The 19,737-nt window shown below is 69.5% G+C and carries 18 protein-coding genes; 15 read left to right on the forward strand and 3 right to left on the reverse strand.

Translation table 11 applies throughout. The features are described 5' to 3' along the window. The first annotated feature begins 20 nt into the window (after positions 1–20). The gene (locus ACIA76_RS08690; protein ID WP_397150092.1) at positions 21–1,145 is read left to right on the forward strand and encodes an FHA domain-containing protein; all 1,125 of its coding nucleotides are present in this window, start codon (positions 21–23) and stop codon (positions 1,143–1,145) included. 9 nt (positions 1,146–1,154) lie between these two features. Here the strand turns inward: ACIA76_RS08690 and ACIA76_RS08695 are convergent, their stop codons facing one another. Beyond that, entirely contained in the window at positions 1,155–2,603 is a 1,449-nt protein-coding gene (locus ACIA76_RS08695; RefSeq protein ID WP_397150095.1) for a metallopeptidase, read from the reverse strand. A 109-nt stretch (positions 2,604–2,712) separates the two neighbouring features. Between ACIA76_RS08695 and ACIA76_RS08700 the strand changes: the two genes are divergently transcribed. The 8 genes from ACIA76_RS08700 (at position 2,713) to ACIA76_RS08735 (ending at position 12,955) form a co-directional block, all read left to right on the forward strand. Continuing rightward, complete coding sequence (locus ACIA76_RS08700; RefSeq protein ID WP_397150097.1) at positions 2,713–5,205, forward strand: ATP-binding cassette domain-containing protein; 2,493 nt, start codon at positions 2,713–2,715, stop codon at positions 5,203–5,205. A gap of 58 nt (positions 5,206–5,263) precedes the next feature. Further along, positions 5,264–7,345: a hypothetical protein gene (locus tag ACIA76_RS08705; protein ID WP_397150099.1), complete on the forward strand. Its 2,082-nt coding sequence runs from the start codon at positions 5,264–5,266 to the stop codon at positions 7,343–7,345. 166 nt (positions 7,346–7,511) lie between these two features. Beyond that, on the forward strand, positions 7,512–7,955 hold the full coding sequence (rplM, locus tag ACIA76_RS08710) for a 50S ribosomal protein L13 (protein ID WP_397150101.1): 444 nt from the start codon (positions 7,512–7,514) through the stop codon (positions 7,953–7,955). Beyond that, the gene (gene rpsI, locus ACIA76_RS08715) at positions 7,952–8,473 is read left to right on the forward strand and encodes a 30S ribosomal protein S9 (protein WP_397150103.1); all 522 of its coding nucleotides are present in this window, start codon (positions 7,952–7,954) and stop codon (positions 8,471–8,473) included. Before rplM ends, rpsI begins: the two co-directional genes overlap by 4 nt. Positions 8,474–8,639: 166 nt before the next feature. Continuing rightward, complete coding sequence (gene glmM, locus ACIA76_RS08720; protein ID WP_397150105.1) at positions 8,640–10,007, forward strand: phosphoglucosamine mutase; 1,368 nt, start codon at positions 8,640–8,642, stop codon at positions 10,005–10,007. Positions 10,008–10,234: 227 nt separating this feature from the next. Beyond that, positions 10,235–10,558 (forward strand): hypothetical protein, encoded by a 324-nt coding sequence (locus tag ACIA76_RS08725; RefSeq protein WP_397150107.1) that lies wholly within the window; start codon positions 10,235–10,237, stop codon positions 10,556–10,558. Beyond that, positions 10,555–11,976, forward strand: coding sequence for a hypothetical protein (locus ACIA76_RS08730; protein WP_397150109.1), 1,422 nt, complete (start codon positions 10,555–10,557; stop codon positions 11,974–11,976). The genes ACIA76_RS08725 and ACIA76_RS08730 overlap by 4 nt, the downstream gene beginning before the upstream one ends. Further along, entirely contained in the window at positions 11,963–12,955 is a 993-nt protein-coding gene (locus ACIA76_RS08735) for a hypothetical protein (RefSeq protein WP_397150111.1), read from the forward strand. Before ACIA76_RS08730 ends, ACIA76_RS08735 begins: the two co-directional genes overlap by 14 nt. Positions 12,956–12,958: 3 nt before the next feature. Here ACIA76_RS08735 and ACIA76_RS08740 read toward each other — a convergent pair whose 3' ends face one another. Beyond that, a complete protein-coding gene (locus tag ACIA76_RS08740) occupies positions 12,959–14,611 on the reverse strand; it encodes an ABC-F family ATP-binding cassette domain-containing protein (RefSeq protein WP_397150113.1) in 1,653 nt (550 codons plus the stop codon). Between the two features lie 142 nt (positions 14,612–14,753). On the opposite strand from ACIA76_RS08740, the gene ACIA76_RS08745 reads away from it, so the two are divergent. The 6 genes from ACIA76_RS08745 to ACIA76_RS08770 all read left to right on the forward strand — a co-directional run bounded on the left by ACIA76_RS08745 (position 14,754) and on the right by ACIA76_RS08770 (position 18,453). Continuing rightward, positions 14,754–14,945, forward strand: a complete 192-nt coding sequence (locus tag ACIA76_RS08745; protein ID WP_397150115.1) for a PspC domain-containing protein — start codon at positions 14,754–14,756, stop codon at positions 14,943–14,945. Positions 14,946–15,019: 74 nt separating this feature from the next. Beyond that, a complete protein-coding gene (locus ACIA76_RS08750; protein WP_397150117.1) occupies positions 15,020–15,376 on the forward strand; it encodes a DUF6802 family protein in 357 nt (118 codons plus the stop codon). Positions 15,377–15,463: 87 nt separating this feature from the next. Beyond that, a complete protein-coding gene (locus ACIA76_RS08755) occupies positions 15,464–15,769 on the forward strand; it encodes a hypothetical protein (protein WP_397150119.1) in 306 nt (101 codons plus the stop codon). Continuing rightward, entirely contained in the window at positions 15,769–17,388 is a 1,620-nt protein-coding gene (locus ACIA76_RS08760; RefSeq protein WP_397150121.1) for a hypothetical protein, read from the forward strand. The genes ACIA76_RS08755 and ACIA76_RS08760 overlap by 1 nt, the downstream gene beginning before the upstream one ends. Positions 17,389–17,411: 23 nt before the next feature. Next, positions 17,412–17,675 (forward strand): hypothetical protein, encoded by a 264-nt coding sequence (locus tag ACIA76_RS08765; protein ID WP_397150123.1) that lies wholly within the window; start codon positions 17,412–17,414, stop codon positions 17,673–17,675. Between the two features lie 157 nt (positions 17,676–17,832). Then, positions 17,833–18,453, forward strand: coding sequence for a DUF4232 domain-containing protein (locus ACIA76_RS08770; protein ID WP_397150126.1), 621 nt, complete (start codon positions 17,833–17,835; stop codon positions 18,451–18,453). Between the two features lie 362 nt (positions 18,454–18,815). On the opposite strand, the gene ACIA76_RS08775 is transcribed toward ACIA76_RS08770, so the two are convergent. Continuing rightward, positions 18,816–19,682 carry an alpha/beta fold hydrolase gene (locus tag ACIA76_RS08775; protein WP_397150128.1) on the reverse strand — a complete coding sequence of 289 codons (867 nt, stop codon included), beginning with the start codon at positions 19,680–19,682 and terminating at the stop codon, positions 18,816–18,818. Positions 19,683–19,737 lie beyond the last annotated feature (55 nt).

The raw sequence follows: 19,737 nt of genomic DNA on the forward strand, positions 1-19,737 counted from the left end.
TGCCCCGGGAGCCGATTTCGTTGAGGGATCGGCAGGTCGAGATCGTCGCGGGTAACCATGTCGCGGTGCGGGTCGCGGGCGCGTTGGTACTGGTCGCCCATCGCGAGCCCGGCCGGGTGGGCGCCCGGTCACCGGCCCTGCGGGCGGCCGAGGCGCTGGCGCGGCTGGTATCGGAGGCGGCGGGGCAGACCGTGGGAAGTCCGGGGCGGTCGGTGGCGCGGGAGGTGAGCCGCTGGCTCATGCGCGAGGCGGAGCGGTTGTCCCCGCGGCGGCCCGTCGAATTGGGCATTCTCGCCCCCGTCGATACCGGAGGTCTGGCGATCCTGTTGCACGGCGGGGTGACCGCGATGCTGTCCGGTGCGCGCGGGGTCGAGTACCACCGCGGCGTCGACGCGGCCTTCACCGTCGATCGGGTGGCCCTACCGCCGGAGCGGGCGGCCGCGCTGTTCGTCGACGATGAGCGGGGCCGGATTCCGGAACTGCCGCCGCGCGGGATCGGTTCGCTGGTCGAGGGCATCGCCCCGGCCGCGGGCGCGATCGTCTGGTTCGAGGGTGAGCGGCCGCCCGAACCCGCCCTCGCCGGTCCCCACGGCGGCACCAATCCCGCTCCCGCCCCGGATCCCGAACTCGAACGGCGACTCGAGGCGACCGCGCGCGCCACCGCGCTGACCGTGAAGGTGCTCGGATTCCGGTGCGCCCGAGCGCATCCCAGCGATCCGCGCTCGGCGTTCTGCACCGTCTGCGGTATGCCGGTCGATCAGACCCAGCAGCCCGCCGAGGTCGTCCGCCCGCCGCTGGGTCTGCTGCTGCTCGACGACGGTATGACCTATCTGCTGGCCGCGGATGCGGTGCTCGGCCGCGATCCGGAGCATTCCGAGGCGGTCGGACGCGGCCTGGTGCCGTTGAAGATCGACGACACCTCCGGCGGAATGTCGCGTGCGCATGCGGAAATCCACCTGGTGAATTGGGATGTGCTGGTCGTCGACCGCGGATCCACCAACGGTACTCGCGCCCGGCTGCCCGGCTATCGGGACTGGATTCGGTTGCAGCCCAACCAGCCGCTGGCCCTGGTGCACGGCGCGGAGGTCATGCTCGGTAACCGCGTGTTGCGTTATGAGCCCGCCGCCCCGCCGCCGTTCGGATGATGAGCGGGGTCAGGAGTACCGGGCCTCGCAGGTCTGCTGGGTGCCGAGTACACCCGCGCGGAAGGCGTCGACCCGGGAGAAGCCGCTGGGTACGGTCTGTCCCTTCACATCGCTGGCGGCGAGGCCGTCGGTGAGCAGGCCCGAGACGGCCTTGTCCAGATCGCCCGCGGTCAGGGTCAGCTCGCCCGGTTTGAAGACGTGATCGGGGTCGGCGAGCCGGGTCGAGATCACTCCGGACAGACAGGCCGCGCGCAGACCCGCCTTGGCCCCGGCGAGCAGTTGGCCCGCATTGCCCTGCACCGCGAGGGCGTATCGGGACACGAAGACCACATAGGCGTCGTAGTCGCCGGTCACTCGGGTCGGAAAGCCTTCCTGCTCATCGTTGTTCGGTGCGCCGCGCCGGGCCAGCGCGGGCACGTCGGTGCCGATGGTATTGGTGGCGGGGCAGTAGGTGACCGGGACGGTGTCGGCGCCGTTGCGGCAGTGCAGTGTCGCGCCGTGATAGTCGTAGGACGGCTGGTGCGGGACCGGCATGATGTTCGCCATCTGCCGACTGAGCTTGATCAGATTGTCCTTGGTGATGGCGGCCCCGGGATCGCCGGTGTCGGCGGCGAAGCTGCTCGGCAGATTCTTGCGGCGGCGGGTGATGTCCTTCATATCGATCGACTTGCACGCCTTCGGCCCGTCGGTGAAGCCGATCTGCACGGCGGTCACCCGTTCGAACGCCGAACCGTGCACCGCCTCCGGATCACCGGGATCGGCATCGCGGATCGAGACCGTCGCCGCCAGCACGTTGTTGAGGCCGTCCGCGGTGTTGATCGTGAAATGCCGTGCCTTGTTCTCGGCCACATGGCGGATGAAGGCGCCGGCGAAGCAGTCGGCCTGCTGCTCCTTGACGATCACCGGATCCTTGGCCGAGACGATGCGCGACATGGTCTGAATGGCATGGCCGTATTCATGGGCCAGCACCATCACCACGGCCATCTTGCCGAAGCTGTCCTGCATCATCGGCAGCAGCACACCGCGATCCCAGCCGATGGTGTTGTCCAGTCGGCAATACGCGGCGTTCACCAGGTGGTAGGTGGTCTCCTTGCAGAACTGCGTCTCCTGGGTGCGTGGCGCCTTGGCCGTCCAGGAGTCGAGCTTGGTGACCGGGACGAAATCGCCCTCGAACTCGTTGTGATACTCACTCTGCCAATAGCTTTGGATATCGTCGATGGCGTTGAGGGCCAGCTTGTCCATCTCGCCGTTATCGCCGCCGGTGGCGGTCAGCGGGGAGTCGGGCACGCCTTGGCGAGGTCCGCTCGGGCCGTAGGTGGGGGGCAGTCCGGCCACCTTGAACGGATCGTTGTAGATCGATACCGCTCGGCCGCTGACGGTCATGGTGCATCCGGCGAGCAGGGTGGTCGCCAGTGTCAATACCGCGAGCACGGCGATCATCCGGCTTCTCGCCACCATCGACTCCCTCCCCGGGCCGGTCACATCTCGGTTTCGCCACGTCCGACAAGGGTATTGAGGGCAGCGACGACCGCCACCCGTGTCGGGACCATCGAATAGTATCCGCCCCATGTCAGCACCGGCCGCGCAGAAGATCACCGTGCGCCACGAGGGAACCGATCGCGTCTTCGACGCGACGCAGCACATCACCCTGGGCCGCGCGCCGGAGGTGACCCTGTTCGTGGACAGCCCGCTGGTGTCCCGCGTGCATGCCACGCTCGCCTGGCAGGGTAATGCCTGGGTGCTCACCGATAACGCGAGTACCAACGGTGTGTTCGTCGAGGCGCGGCGAGTGACCGGGCCGGTGTCGATCGATCGTCCGATGCTGGTGCGCCTCGGCGATGCGATCTCCGGGCCGCTGCTGCATCTGCTGCCCGCGCGCACGAATCCGCCCGCACCGCAGCGCCCCGTACCGGCGCCCGGAATCCCGGGCCCGTCGCAGGCGCGCCCGCACCTCCCGCCGCCCGCCCGCCCGTCGATCCCGACGCCGAATCATGGTTCGCCGCAACGGCCCGCGCCGCCCCCGGTGCCGAATGTCGTCATGACCGCCAAGGCCGACAGTTCGGCGCTGCCGCCGCTGCGGGCCCGCGCCGCCACCGCCCCGATCGCCCGCGCCGACCGCATTCCCGCCGACGGCCTGACCATCGGCCGCACCAGCGACAACCAGATCGTGGTCAACGATCCGCTGGCCTCGCGCAAGCACGCCCGCCTCGTCAAGGCCGGCGAAGGCCTGGTCATCGAGGATATCGGTTCGGCCAACGGCACATTCGTCAACGGCCGCCGCGAGCAGCGGACCGCGCTGCGCGAGCGCGATATCGTCACGATCGGCAATATCGACTTCGTCGTGGCCGACGGCGCGCTGGTGCACCGCAAGAAGCCGGTCGCCGAACAGGGGCTGCACGTGCACGGCATCGGCTTCGCGGTGGAGGGCAATAAGCAGCTGCTGGTCGATGTGAATCTGGCCGCCGGGCGCGGCACGCTGACCGCGCTCATCGGGCCGTCCGGCGCGGGCAAGTCCACGCTGTCGAAACTCATTGCGGGATCGACCCATCCGTCCGCCGGTGTGGTCACCTTCGAGGGCCGCAATCTGCATGCCGAATACGAGGCCATGCGCAGCCGAATCGGCATGGTTCCGCAGGACGATGTGCTGCATCGTCAGCTCACCGTGCGCCAGGCGCTGGGCTTCGCCGCCGAGCTGCGGCTGCCGCCCGACTCCACCCGGGCCGATCGGCAGCGGGTGATCGACGGTGTGCTGAAGGAGCTTTCGCTCACCGAACATGCCGACACCCGGGTGGATCGACTCTCCGGCGGCCAGCGCAAGCGCGCGTCGGTCGCGCTCGAACTGCTCACCGGCCCGGCGCTGCTCCTGCTGGACGAGCCGACCTCGGGTCTGGATCCGGCGCTGGACCGACAGGTGATGACGATGTTGCGCGAGCTCGCCGACGCCGGGCGCACGGTCATCGTCGTCACCCATTCGGTGGCATGCCTGGACATGTGCGATCAGGTGCTGCTGCTGGCGCCCGGCGGTAAGACGGCGTTCTGCGGGCATCCGGGCGCGGTCGGTCGGTTCCTGGGCACCAGCGATTGGGCCGAGATCTTCGCCCGGGTCGCGGCCGATCCGGATCGCGCGTTCGCCGACTATCGTTCGCGCCAGGCCGCCGCGGTGCCGCCACCGCCACCGGCCGCGCCGCCCGGGGTGGCCGGTCAGCCGCCGAAATCCAATGGCCGCAAACAGTTCTCGACGCTGTCGCGGCGGCAGGTGCGGTTGATTCTGGCCGATCGGGGCTATCTGGCGTTCCTGGTGGTGCTGCCGTTCGTGCTCGGCGTGCTGTCGCTGGTGGTGCCGGGCCGCAATGGTTTCGGGCCGGGGCCGCTGGTCTCGCTGCCGGACGGTTCGCTGGTGCCCAGCGGTGGCAGCGAGACCCAGCAGCTGCTGGTGGTGCTCATCCTCGGGGCGTGTTTCATGGGGTCGACGCTGACCGTGCGGGATCTGGTCGGCGAGCGACCGATCTTCCATCGCGAGCGCGCGGTGGGCCTGCTGCCGTCGGCATATCTCATGGCCAAGGTCATGGTGTTCGGCATGGCCGCGCTGCTGCAGTCGGCGGTGCTGGTGGCGATCGTGCTGGCCGGGAAGAATCCGCCCGGCGCGGGGACGCTCGTGCCCTCGGGCAGTGTGGAGCTCTACATCGATCTGGCCGTGACCGCGGTGACGTGTGTGGTCATCGGGCTGCTGCTGTCGACGATCGCGAAATCCAACGAGCAGGTGATGCCGTTGCTGGTGGTCGTGATCATGTGCCAGCTGGTGATGGCGGGCGGCATGATCCCGGTGACCAACCGGGTGGTGCTCGAACAGCTCTCCTATCTGTTCCCCTCGCGCTGGGGATTCGCCGCGGGCGCGTCCACGGTGGATCTGCGCGGCCTGTTCGCCGGTGCGCAACCGGACGCGCTGTGGCAGCACACCCCGGCCTTCTGGCTGCTGGACCTCGTGATGCTGGTGGTACTGACCGCGATCCTGTCGGTGCTCACGTGGTCGAGGCTGCGACTGAAGAAGGTCCCATCGTGAGCGCGCCGCGCACTGCCCCGTCGCGCGTGTCTCGCGAATGGCAGGCACACTAGTGCGTGTGACGGCTCGAGTTGGGGCAGTGCATCTCGGCTGGGATGTGGTGTCCGTGGCCGCCGGCGGCGGTGGGACACCGATACGCCCGGTCCAGGTGGAAGGCACATATACGCCGCCGGCGTATCTGCTGGCGGATGCGTCGGGTCGGCTGCACACCTCGGGTGTGGAGCGGCAGCGTCCCGATCTGGGTATCGCCATCTCCGATGTGCGCGATGTCCTGGGCCATCAGCAGATCCGGGTCGCGGGCGCGACCTGGCCGGTGGAGCTGGTGCTGCGCGCCCGGCTGTACAACCCGCTGGCCGCGGTCGGCAAGTATCTGCGCGGTAAGCCGGATGTAGTGGCACTGCCGTATCCGGACGACTGGCCCGATGAGCGGGTCGACGAATACTGCCGGCTCGTCGAGCTGCTGGACGTGGTCACCGAACCGTTGCCGGAATCGGTGGCGCTGTCGGGATATGTGCGCGCGCTGGGTCTGGTGCATCCGCCGGAAGCGGGTCGCCGCCCGGTCGGCGCGACGGGTGTGTACTCCGACGGCCGGATATGTCTGGTGGTCGCGGTGCACGGCGACGACGAACAGCCGACCGAATCGGTCGGGGTGCCGATCGCGCCCGACGCCATGCGCGAGGCGCAGTCGGCCGATAACGTGGTGATCGAGGTGATGGCCGCGGCCCGCCTGATCGGCGCGGACACCTCGACCGTGCTACTCACCGGCAATGTCTGCTTCAACGATGCGCTGCGCCTGGCCTTCCAGAATCATCTCGGCCACCGCCTGCGCGTCGCCGACCATCCGATGCACGCCCTGGTGCTGGGCGCGGCACATCTGCTGGTCAGCGACAGCGAGGCCACCGACGGCGAATACCCGTCCGGGCCCGGCGCACCACCCGATCCGCGCGGCCCGCAGGGCAATTCCGGGCCGAATCCGGGCCCGCCGCACGGCATGACGGGTCCCCAGGTCAATCCCGGCTCCGGACAGGGCGGTTCGGCCGCGCCGGGCAACACCGGCTCGCAGCCGCTCGCGAGTCCACCGGGCGCGGGATCCGCGGACAGCGCGGGTTCGGGCCAAGGGGGTGTGGGTCCGTCGGGGAATTCCGGGCCCGGACACGGGGTGTCGGACATGCTCGGCCCCGGGCCGACGAATCGAACCACGGGACCGGGCGCCACGGATACCGGGCGGCACGCCCTGCCTGCCATCGGCATGGCAACGTCGGAGCAACAGTCCGGCCGGCACAGCTGGCGGCCGCCGGAGTCGGCCTCGGCCGAGGCGACCCGGCAGCTCGGCGGCATGCGGCCGGTCGATCAGGGACCGCGGCATATCGTCCCGCACGCGCAGCCGCCGCATCGCCAGCCGGAGCCGCTGACCCGGCAGCCGGAAATGGTTCCCCGGCAGCCGGATTCGCCGCCCGTCGAGGGTCGCCACGCCGCCCGCGAGACGACCTATCCCACGGCCGAGGAGCCGACCACTCGGGTCGTCCGCACACCGGGCACGGCCCTCGGGGACCACGGCAGCCGATTCACCCGCCCGCCGGGCGCCGCCGATGAGGTCACCGTCGTCACGGGCCACCGATCCGAATCAGCCGGCCCCCGCGCCGCCGCGGGCTGGACGCCCCCGACCGCGTCGGAGCACGACGACGAGGAGGGCGACCAACGCCGGGGCAGGTTGTGGAACAAGGTGAAGGACAACCTGTTCGGCGCTCCGGCGATCGTGGGCGCGGTCGCGCTCGCCGCGGTCGCCCTGCATTCCGGCGGTGAGCCCGAACACCAGTCCCGCCCCGCCGACGCCGTCGCCCCGATCGACACCGGGACCGGCGTCGACGCTGTCGCACCGGCCGCCGCGGGCACGGTGGACACCTTCGATGTGCGCTCGGTCGACACCCGCTCCGACTTCGGCGCCTGGCCCGCGATCGAACAGGCCGGCCGCATCCCGCCGACCATCCCGGAATGCGCGCTGACCCCCTACACCCATCCCGGCGCGGGCCCGCAGGCCATCGATGAGCACGGCTGCGCGCAGCTGGGCCTGGACAACCTGCGCTACCTGGTGCCCACGCTGCCCGCCATCATCGATCCGGGCCCGCCCATGCATATCTAGGACCGATTTCGGCGGGCCGTGGCCCCGCTGGTATCGTGGGCCGCTGGCGTGCGGTACGTCGCGGTTCATCCGTGTCGTCGCACGAGCCCCCGGGTCTCCACCGGCCGCCGGGATCGCTCGACCGTTCGCCTGGCCGGCAGCCGAACCGACAGACAAGGGATGCACTGTGCCTACGTACAGCCCCAAGGCCGGTGACGTGACCCGCAACTGGTACGTCATCGACGCCACTGACGTAGTGCTCGGACGCCTTGCCGTGCAGGCAGCGAACCTGCTGCGTGGCAAGAACAAGCCGACCTACGCTCCGAACGTCGATGGTGGCGATTTCGTCATCATCATCAACGCCGAGAAGGTTGCCGTCTCCGGCAACAAGCGGCAGAACAAGCACCTCTACACCCACTCCGGATACCCGGGTGGCCTGAGGTCCCGGACTGTCGGGCAGCTGCTCGAGGGCCGGGCCGACCGTCTGGTGGAGCGTGCCGTCAAGGGCATGATCCCGAAGAACAAGCTGGGTAACCAGATCGCGGGCAAGCTCAAGGTCTACGCGGGCCCGACGCATCCGCACGCCGCACAGCAGCCCGTTCCGTTCGAGATCAAGCAGGTGGCCCAGTGACCGCTCCTGAGGAATTCAACGACGAGTTCGTCGTCGAGGACACCGCCGTCGAGGTCGTGGACGAGGGTGCGGGCTACGAGGGTGAGGCCGAGGCCGAGTTCACCTCGTTCACCGCCGCCCCGATCGTGATCGACCGCCCGGTGCAGACCGTCGGCCGCCGCAAGGAGGCCGTGGTCCGCGTGCGTCTGGTTCCGGGTACGGGCCAGTTCGTGCTGAACGGCCGCACCCTGGAGAACTACTTCCCCAACAAGGTGCACCAGCAGCTGGTCAAGTCCCCGCTGGTCACCGTCGAGCGCGTCGAGAGCTTCGACATCTTCGCCCGCCTGGTCGGCGGCGGACCGTCGGGTCAGGCCGGCGCCCTGCGCCTGGCGATCGCCCGTGCGCTGATCGAGGTCACCCCGGATGATCGTCCGGCCCTCAAGCGGGCCGGCTTCCTGACTCGTGACCCGCGTGCGACCGAGCGCAAGAAGTACGGCCTCAAGAAGGCCCGCAAGGCTCCGCAGTACTCCAAGCGCTGATCTTGCGGCGTTCGGCCTGCCCTTTGCGGCACCGAGTCGGTGTCGCAAAGGGTACGGTCGATACGTCACCTGTACGAGAGCAGGCGCCCGCGCCGATCTTTTCGGATTCGTCGGGCGCCTGCTCTCGTGCTGTATCGACACCCGATTGCAACGCGAGGGCGAGGGAATGGGACGTTTGTTCGGCACCGATGGTGTCCGGGGGCTTGCCAACGAGTCTCTGAGTCCTGAACTGGCACTGCATGTTTCGGCGGCGGCGGCGGAGGTTCTCAGTCGCGGCAAGCGCCGCGCGGTGGCGGTGGTCGGCCGCGATCCGCGCGCCAGCGGGGAGATGCTCGAGGCCGCGGTGACCGCGGGTCTCACGGCCGGCGGGGTGGATGTGCTCTCGGTGGGGGTGCTGCCGACGCCGGCGGTCGCCTATCTGACGGCCGTCTACGACGCGTGTCTGGGCGTGATGATCTCCGCCTCGCACAATCCCATGCCCGACAACGGGATCAAGATCTTCGCCGCGGGTGGGCACAAGCTCGACGACGCTGTCGAGGACCGCATCGAGGAATTGGTGCGGGAGAAGAACTTCCACCGTCCGACCGGCGCCGGAATCGGGCGGGTGCTGAGCATGTCCGGGGTGGACGGTCATATCGACGCGCACTACAGCCTGGCCGGGACGCATGAGCGCTACGTCGAACATCTGGTGGAGGCGACCGGCCGCGATCTGAGCGGTCTGACCGTGGTCGTGGACTGCGCGCACGGTGCGGCCTCGGATGTATGCCCCGCCGCCTACCGGGAGGCCGGCGCGCGCGTGATCGCCATCAACGCCGAGCCGAACGGCCTGAACATCAACGATCGCTGCGGCTCCACGCATCTGGACAAGGTGCGGCGCGCGGTGCTCGAACACGGCGCCGATCTGGGCCTGGCCCTCGACGGCGACGCCGACCGCTGCCTGGCCGTGGACGCCACCGGCGCGATCGTCGACGGCGACGCGATCATGGCCGTGCTCGCGCTGGCGATGCACGAATCCGGCGAGCTGGCCCAGAACACGCTGGTGGCCACCGTCATGAGCAACCTCGGCCTGCATATCGCGATGCGCGAGGCGGGAATCACCCTGCGCACCACGGCCGTCGGCGACCGCTACGTGCTCGAGGAGCTACGCCGCGGCGGATTCACTCTCGGCGGCGAGCAGTCCGGCCACGTGGTCTTCCCGCGCTACGGCACCACCGGCGACGGCATCCTCACCGGCCTCAAACTCATGGCCCGCATGACCCAGACGGGCCGCACCCTCGCCGACCTGGCAGGGGTGCTGCAGACCGTCCCCCAGGTCCTGGTCAACGTTCCGGTCACCGACAAGTCGGCGGTCGCCGCCGCTCCCGAGATCCGCGATGCGGTGGCCGAGGCCGAACGCATCCTCGGCGATACCGGCCGAGTCCTGCTCCGCCCCAGCGGCACCGAACAACTCGTCCGCGTCATGGTCGAGGCCACCGACCTCGACCGAGCCCGCACCCTGGCCGACGACCTGGCCAAACGAGTCGCGTCCCTGTGATTTCCCGTCCTCGTCCCGGCGCTGGCGCGCCGGGACGAGGAACATGAGGAGTCGCCGCACGGTCGTTGCGCTACCTCCCCTGACGAGAATCGAACCCTCATAATGGAATTCTCGCTGGTCATGGGTGACACTAGGTGGATCGGGGCGCGAGGTCGCGTACCGCGAAGTATGGTGGACGCTGAATCATGATGCGACAGCGAAAGCTTGGGTTTCCGTGAGGGGGAACAGTGAACGCGCTGAAGCTCGATCCGGTGGCGATGGCCGCCTACACCACCATCGCGGATACGGTCTCGGAGCAGCTGGCCTCGGCAGCGGCGGTCGCGGCCGGTGCGGTGAATCCAGGGCAGTTGTCGGCCGATCTCGGCCTGATCGGCTCGGAATTCGCGGCCCGGTTCACCGCCGCGGTCTCCGAACACGCCCAGGCGCTGTCGACGGCGAGTCAACTGGTCGCCGCCTACGGGCAGGTGCTGCGGCATAATGCCGCGGCCGCGCAGGGCGCCGATTCCGCCGCGGCGGATGCCATTTCCCGAACGGGTGAGGTGACGGCATGAGGCGCGCCGGCATTCTGAAGCGACGTCCCGCCGAGGACACCCGGACGACGAGCGATCCGAACGTCGACCCGCCGATCGTCGCCACGCTGATCCGGCCGCTGCTGCAGCTGCGCGCCTCGCTCGGCACCGGCCGCGCCGCGCCGAGCGACACCATTACCGCGGCGCTGTCCAATTCCTCGGCGCAGGCGGCCGATACCGAGGCCCCGCACCGCGACGGCGTCCACGCGCTGGAGTCGACCTGGTCCGGCGTCGGCGCGGACGCCACGGTCCCCGCGCTGCGCACCACCCAGACCCAGATCGGCGATATCTCCGATCGCGGCCCGGCCTATCTGTCGGTGCTGTCGGATGCGCAGGGCACCAGCGCCCGCGCCGCCCGGCAGGTCGATCAGATCATCGCCGACTTCCGCACCGACGCCCGCACGATTCTCGGCAACGCCACCGCCGCTCCCGATACCGATGCCGTCATCACCCGCGCGACCCAGGCGCTGCGCGATGCCATTTCGGCGGTGCAGACCGCGCAGTCGGAGATGGACGGGCACACCCAGCGCCTGGCCGATATGGGCCCGCTGACCGTCACCCGCCCCACCGGCCTGACCAGCGTCGACACCCCGTACGACAATAACGACAACCCCAACTACGCCACGACCCCGACCCAATATGGCGACGGCACATACCAATACGGCACCCAGCCGCTGTCCGGCTCCCCGGTCCCGAATCAGCTGCTGGATCCGGCCGCCGCCGCCCAGCTCCAATTGCAGCAGCAGCTGCTCCAGGCGGGCGTGCAGATCGGGACGGCCGCGATCAACGCGGGCGTCGATATCGGAAACGACCTGATCACACAGATTTCCACGGTCGGCCAGCATGCCATGGATACGGTCGCATCCTCGGTCGACAAGGTGGTGGACGCGGCCCTGCCCGAGATCCTCCACCCGGGTTCCACCACGAACGGCACGACCGGCGACGGCTCACCCGGCTCGAAGACCTTCGATTTCGGTGGCGGCACCAACCAGCCCGCCGGACAGTCGACCCCGGGCACGCCCGGCGTGCTGATTCCGCCCGCACCCGGCGCGATCAGCCCGCCCGCCGCGAATACCGCGCCGAGCCAGCCCGCCCCGCCGAGCCAGCCCGCCGCACCGAAACCCGATCCCGCGCCGAAACCCGACCCCCAACCGGCCTCGCCCCCGCCCGCCGCGGTCAATCCGCCTGCCCCCGCGCCGAATCCGAATCCGCCCGCCCCGGCTCCGGCCCCGTCCGGACAACCCGGCGGCGTCGGCGGTCTGGCCATGCCGCCCAATCCCGGATCGACCGATCAGGACAAGCCCCGTGACGGCCAGCTCGGCGTGACCGTGCCCGCGGCGGCCGTCGAGGAGATGGTTCCGGCCGCCGTCATCGGCGACTTCGGCGATGACACGATCTGATTCGGACGATCCGGACCGGGACCCGAATCCGTTCGATCTGGGTCTGCCGATGCTGCGCACACCCACGCGCAAGGGAGCGAAGCGGCGACGCTCGGGTCGAGGGCAGCCGCAACGCCGCCGCGGCGATCCGGGCGGCGCCGCACCCGAACCACTGCCGATGCCCGAGGACTCGTCCTATGAGTCCGGCGATTGGGAGCAGTGGCTGGACCAGGATGCCCGGACCGCGAATGGCGAATATGCCGGGGCGGGAGACGATCTGGACGCCCCCGAACGCTCGCGCGTCCGCGGCTACACCGACATACCCGACGATCTGATCGACAAGTCCGGCCTGATCCCGGAACTCATCGATCGATCCGGCGGCAATCCGGGCCATCGGCTGCGCCATCCGCGCCGCCCCCGTCAGGAGAGCCGCTGGCGCGACAAGCTGGTGGCCGCCCTGATCATGATCGGCCTGGGCGTCGTGGTCGTCGCGGTGGTGCTGACCGTCATTCACACCGGCAAACGCGAACATCCGGGCGCCACGACCCAGCCCACACCCGTCCGCGGTTCGGCCGCCCAGGCCCCGGCCGCCCCCGCGCCCTCGGCCGGACCGGCGGGCGCGGTCGCCGCCGACGGCTGCGAACAACGCCGCACCGCGGATGTGGTCTCGGGAACCGATCCCGGCGGCACGAGCACCGGCCCCGACACCATCCTCGCCTTCGAACGCGCCTATTACGTGCAGCGTTCCGGCTTCGCCGCCCGCGCGGTCGTCGCCGACAATGCGAATGTGCCCACGGCCGAACAGATTCAGCGCGGCATCAACCAGGTCCCGGTCGGCACCCGCTACTGCGTGCGGATCACCCGGACCGGCACCGAGGGCCAGTGGGAGGTCCGGCTCACCCAGCAGGAGCCCGATGCGCAGCCGCATTCGTTCACCCAGGTCATCACGACCCGCACGGTCGCCGATCGCACACTGATCGCGGCCATCGCCTCGGGCTGAGTCTCACTGCTGTTCGAACAGCTGTCCCCGCTCGACGCGCCACCGCCGGGTAGCGCGCACGGTATCGAGCATGCGGCGGTCGTGGGTGACCAGAAGCAGTGTGCCGGTGAAGGATTCGACGGCCTGCTCGAGCTGTTCGATGGCGGGCAGATCCAGATGGTTGGTGGGTTCGTCCAGGACGAGCAGATTCACCCCGCGCGCCTGCAGCAGCGCGAGCGCGGCCCGGGTCCGCTCGCCGGGGGAGAGGGTCTCGTTGGCCCGCAGCACATGCGGGCCGCGCAGGCCGAACTTCGCCAGCAGCGTGCGCACCTCGGCCTCCGGCCAGTCGGGCACCTCGGCACTGAAGGTGTCCGAGAGCGTGGCGGTTCCGCGGAACAGCCCGCGCGCCTGATCCACCTCGCCCACCGCCACGCCGGAGCCGAGCGTCGCGGTGCCGGCGTCCGGCGCGATCTTGCCCAACAGCAACGACAGCAGCGTGGACTTCCCGGAGCCGTTGGCGCCGGTCACCACGATCCGATCGCCCCAATCCACCTGTGCGGTCACCGGTCCCAGCGTGAAGTCGCCGCGGGTCACCGTCGCGCCGGCGACGGTGGCGACCACCGAACCGCTGCGCGGGGCGGCCGCGATCGACATGCGCAGGTCCCACTCCTTCCGCGGCTCCTCCACCTCGTCGAGCCGCTCGATGCGCCGCTGGGTCTGGCGCACCTTCGAGGCCTGCTTCTCGGTGGATTCGGCGCGCATCTTGCGACCGGCCTTATCGGAGTCCACCTTTCGTGGATCGCGGGCCTTGCGCCGCGCCGTGCGCACGCCGTGTTCGAGCCAATTGCGTTGCATGGCCATGCGATTCTCGAGCGAGCCCTTGGTGTCGGCGTACTCCTCATAGGCCTCGCGGGCATGGCGGCGGGCGATCTCCCGCTCCACCAGATAGGCCTCGTAACCGCCGTCGTAGCTGCCCACCTGCTGCTGCGTCAGATCCAGCTCGAGGATCCGATTCACCGTGCGCGCCAAGAACTCTCGATCATGGCTGATGATCACCAGCGGCACCCGCACCCCGTCGACGAACTGCTCCAGCCGGGCCAGCCCGTCCAGATCCAGATCGTTGGTGGGCTCGTCGAGCAGCAGAATGTCGAAGCGCGACAACAGAACCGACGCCAGTCCCGCCCGCGCCGCCTGACCGCCGGACAGTCCGGTCATCGGGGTGTCCAGGCCGTTCGGCAGGCTCTCGATCAGGCCCAGATCGGCGGCGACCTCCTCGGCCCGCTGCTCCAGATCCGCTCCGCCCAGGGCCAGCCAGCGCTCCAGAGCAGGGGAGTAGTCGTCGGCGCCGCCGTCGGCCAGCCGTTCCGCCGCATCATCCATGATCCGTTGTGCCGCGGCCACTCCCGTGCGCCGGGACAGATACGCCAGGACGGTCTCGCCCGCGACCCGCTCGGGTTCCTGCGCCAGATAGCCGACCGTCGCATCGGGCGGACTGAGCGTGATCTCGCCGGTCGGCGGATTCTGCCCGGCCAGCATGCGCAGCAGCGTCGACTTGCCCGCACCGTTCACTCCGACCAGTCCGATCACATCGCCGTCCGCCAGCACCAGATCGAGATCCTCGAACAGGATGTGCTCGCCGTGCTCGGCCGACAGCCCGCGGGCATGCAGTGTGGTCACACCGTCCAGTGTGCCGGTGTCGGGGTCGCACCCTGAGTCCGGGCCGCCGGAAATCAGGGTGCCCATCGGTCCCCTGCCCGATGCGGCGGCCGGACCCCCTGCCGCACAGTGGAGTCGTACTGATCGACCGAAGGAGAATTCGATGACCGCCCCGACTCGCCGCCTCACCCGCTCGCAGAACGATAAGTGGATCGCCGGCGTCTGCGGTGGAATCGCCGGATACTTCGGCTGGAACGCCAATATCGTGCGGCTGCTGTTCGTGCTGTCGTGCCTGCTGCCCGGCCCGCAGTTCGTGATCTACCTGGTGCTGTGGCTGATCATTCCGAAGTACTGAGCGTGATGTGGCTCGCAACCGGACCCGGTTATTCACAGCAGTCGCCATACACGGCTGCGCGAGGATGCGTGGGGATGACAGGATGGACCCACATCCCGACGCATATCCCCGAGGAGCCGCACATGATCTCATCAGGCGATCTGCCGGGTCTTGATCTGCCGAATGTCGATGCCCACTCCGACCTCGGGAGCCTGGGCTCGGTGGAATTACACGATCCGACCCAGGACCTGACCGGCGACGGCATCGCCGATACCGAGACCGTCCACGGCGACCACTCCCTCGAGGTCTGGACCGATATGGATCACGACGGCACAGCTGACCATGTCTCGATCGTCGACGACAGTGGCGACTACGCGGCGTGGGAGTTTCATCACAATCCCGACGGCACCACGCAGTGGGTGCGCACGGATCAGGGGCATATCGGTAAGTAGGTCCGCGGGGGAACCGGGGGCGGTTCCGCTGCGTCCAACCGAGTAGGTCTCGATATGAGGGGGTGCGAGGTGGCGGATTCGGCGCGAGTGGCATCGGGAAGTGTGTTCGTCGATCCGCAGGCCGTGCACGCCGTCGCGAATTCGCTGCGGACCTCCGCGACCACCCTCGGCGAACAGGCGAAACAGCTGCGCGCCAGCACGTTCGGCGCCGCCCAGGCCGGGACGCGGTATGCCGAGCAGGGGCGGCGGATCCAGGACGGACTGGTTCGCATCGAATCCTGGCTCCTGCGGTGGCAGGAGGCGTCCGGCGCGCTGGCCGAGGCGATGGGACGCGGTGTCGTCGTGCTCGGCACGACGGATGCCGAGGCGGCCCGGAAGGTCGCGAACGAGTAATGGGCGCCGACGCGGATCTCGCGCAGTCCGGCGATGTCGACCACATTCTCGATGCGGGCGCGCCGGGACTGCGGTACTTCGAGCACTATCTCCCGCTGCTGTACCAGGCGACCTCGATCGAGGGGCCGTCCTATTCGGACCTGTGCGCGCACTACGACGCGCAGCGGATGATGAATCTCGTCGCCCTCGGCGCCGTCGCGGGCGATCTGAGGCGGGTGCTCGCCGCGGCCGACGCCGAATGGGAGGTGCAGAGCGCGCAGATGCGTACGCTGCCGTCGATATGGCAGGGCGAGGCCGCCGCGGTCACGACGGATACCCTGCGTGGTCTGGTGGCGCGCTCGAACGACGATCGAGTGGCCGCCCGAAATGCCCTGCGCGCCATCGAATTCGCGATACCGGCCCTGAAGTCGATCATCGCCGGGAAGGCGAATGCCGTTCGGGCCCTGTGGGATCGAACGGGCGGCACGATCGACGGTAAGAACCCCGGCCAGATCTCCGATATCGCGCGGAGCGCCGATCGGCCGATCGAGCGGCTACGGGCGATCTTCCCCGGGACGCCCGACGACGACATCGCGAGGAAATGCGCCGAATGGCTGAGCGGTCCCTTCCAGCAGGACGTTCGGGACAAGCTCGATATCTTCGGCCGTGCCTGCGCCGACTGCCATGCGGGCGTCGAGGGTCTGTACAAGGTGATCACCGATGCCCTCGCGCAGATGAGCGATGTCCCCTATCCGACCGCAGGGCAGCAGGGCGCGCCCCAGCACGACCCTGGTTCCGGTCCGACGAGCCCGACGCGACCCGAGATGCCCTCCACCGCACCGACTTCGGCCGATTCGACGGCCGTCGGCGCACTCGACGATCTCGCCCGAATGGCCGCACAATCCACCCCGCTGTTCGAAGGTACGGGCCAGGCGCTGACCCAGGGCGCATCCGTGCTGTCGGGTCTGATCCGGCAGGGTGTTGATGGTGCGGTGGAGCAGATTCAGCAGGGTGTTGATGGTGCGGTGGGGCAGGTCCGGCAGGGCGTTGATGGTGCGGTGGGGCAGGTCCGGCAGGGCGTTGATGGTGCGGTGGGGCAGGTCCGGCAGGGCGTTGATGGTGCGGTGGGGCAGATTCAGCAAGGTGTTGACGGTGCGATAGAGCAGGTTCAGCAGGGCGTCGGCGGCGCGACGGACCAGATCGAGAAGATCGCCCACCCCGCCGACGGTGTGCGGGCCGAACTCGATACCGGGGACCAGCAACTGCGGCTCGAGGCGGATCCGGCGGGGGAGCTGAGGCTGACGATGTTGCAGACCGACGGACCATCGACGACCTACACCCTGCGTCAGGACGAACACGGCATCCCCATCCTGTCCGAGGATTCGAAACCCGCCGAGCATCAGGAGAATTCGACGGATACACCGCCACCGGACGGCCCACCGTCCCCGCGGGAGCCATCCGAGGACGACCGGAATCCACAGGGCGACAACCAGACCCCGCATCCGCACAGCGTCCCGCCGATACCGCCCCCGTCCCGGCGCGGCGACGATTCCCACGAACGGCTCCGCAACGCCGGGAAGCCGCCGCCCGAACCGCCGTCGGACGCCGGACCCGAGCTGGCCGAGGCGGGTCCGTTATGACCAGCGGAAAGCGTTAGTCACCAATGGATTACGCCGCAGAGATCGAGCGCATCCTCGCGGAGGGCCGCCGCCGCAACGCACTGCTGCTCGACGAGATCGACGAGGTGAATCGGCAGACCGCCGAGCGGTGCCGCCGACTCGCCGAACAGTGGGAGACCGAGGCCGCCGAACGCGACCGACGGGAGGCCGAGATTCGCGCGGAGACCCCCCGAGCCACCTACCGGCCCGTCACCCCGGTCGACGACGAGGACGACGAGTACTACCGCCGCAAAAGCTGGCTGGTCTGAACGCATTCCGCCCAACGACACCACCGCGGCGAGACAGGCCGAATCCACGCCGATCACCGAGACACCCCCCGGTTACCCGCCCTGCGACTGATAACGCCGACTCGGTGGCGGGCGAGGAATACTCGAAGGTCGGGCGCGGCGGAGGTAGGTTCACGGTATGCCCAGCAGTGCGAGGTATTCGGCGGTGGGACTCGGTGCGATCGCGTTGACGGTGGCCGCCTGCGGCGGGGACGGTCCTGACTCGGGCGGCACGACGACGCCGCCACTCCCGGCCTTGTCCGCACCGCTATCCTCCCTCCCATCGCCCGGCTCCGCGATGACACCCCAGCAATCCACCACCGGCCCCACTTCCTGTGCCACCGGCCAACTTTCGGTCACCCAGCAGGACCAGGGAGTCGGCGCGGGCCAGCGCTACGCGGCCCTGATCTTCACCAACACCTCCACCACCCCCTGCACGCTCACGGGCTATCCCGGAGTCTCCTACGTCGCCGATTCCGGCGACCAATCCGGCAACCCCGCCGACCGCGCTTCGGGCCCGATAACCACGGTGACCCTGATCCCGGGCGCCCAGGCCAGCGCCCTACTCCACGACACCAACGGCATGGGCGGCTACGATCCCGACCGCTGCCAGTTGGCCCCCGCCGCCGGCCTCCGCGTCTACCCTCCGGATCAGCGAGACTCCGTAGTCGTCCCAGGGCAGACCAGCCACTGCGCGGGCCCCGATATCCACTCCTTCACCGTCGGCCCGATCCAGCCGGGCCCCTTGCCGACGAGGTAGTTCGGACGGTCCTCGACCACGACTACCCACAACCCCGCGAACATCATTGCGGGACAGCGCATGTCGCACCCGCGGCGTCGATTCCGGTGCGGGGCCGACGAATCCGGCGAGCCTGGCGACTCGACCGAGCAGGAAGCCGCGTCCGGTCGAATGGGCGCAGCCCACCGCCCCGCCGGGGGTCCGTCCCGGCGGGGCGGCATCCACATCGGCGCGACCGGGGTGCCCGGAGTGGATGTAGGGGAGCTTGTTCTGCCGCTTGTCGCCGGAGACGGCAGCCTTCTCGGCGTTATCGCAGATCGAGATCCGAAAGGCGGCTTCGCCCACCGAGATCCTCAGGCCGGGAACGTATCAGCCGCGTGGCGCTACTTCCGGAGCATCTGAACCACTTGCAGCAGTTGCCGTTTCGACGGCGTCTGCGGCTCGGGTTCGGGGACGGCGTCGGGATCCACGGGCGCGGTGTGCGGGATCGCGGCCTCGGGATCGGCGAAGGCCTTGTAGGTCTTGTCGCCGAGGAGTTGATACATGAGATAGCCGACCAGCAGTCCGCGGGTGGTGCGATCGGTTCTGGGTTCGTGCCCGCCCGCGCCGAGGGCGGCCAGGGCGCGGCGCCCCTCGACGATGCCGTTGTGGGAGGCGTCGTCGACCGCGCGCAGGACCATCGGCCCACCCCAGGCCGAGGCGAGCGCGAGGGCATTGGAGCCGACCGAATCGATATCCTCCGCGCCGGCCACGATCAGGGCGGGGGCGTCGATCTCGGGAGCCAGCGATTCCGTGGTCGGGGCGGTCGGCGCGGGGAACAGGGCCGCGACCGCGGCGACCTTGCGCTGGGCGGCCGCGATCACCGCCGCGCCCGCACCCATGCCGTGCCCGGCAAGGACCAGCCGATCCGGATGCACGCTGATCTTGCCCTCGCCCAACCGGACTCCCGCACAGATATCGAGCGTGGTGAGCAGATCGGTCGCCAGATTCAGATGCGACGGAATCGGACCGCGCTCGGTATCGGGGGCCGCGACCACGAATCCCCAGGACGCCAGGTGCTCCAGCAGCTTGCGATAGTTGCCGACGCCGGTCAGCCAGCCGTGACCGAAGGCGACCGCCGGTAGGTTCAAGCCCTTCTCCGGGGTGAACACCACCCCCGGTTGCCCGGTGATGCCCAGGTTGCCGCGCATGACCCGGTGCGGTCCCGGGCTGGACAGGGAGCTCAGGAGCGATTTCACAGACGCCGACACGACGATGAACTTAACCGATTGGCGGCCCTCGAGTCTCGGTCCTTTCCTCCGCTTC

Origin of the sequence: Nocardia sp. NPDC051570 (assembly GCF_044454005.1) — a bacterium.
Taxonomy (GTDB): domain Bacteria; phylum Actinomycetota; class Actinomycetes; order Mycobacteriales; family Mycobacteriaceae; genus Nocardia.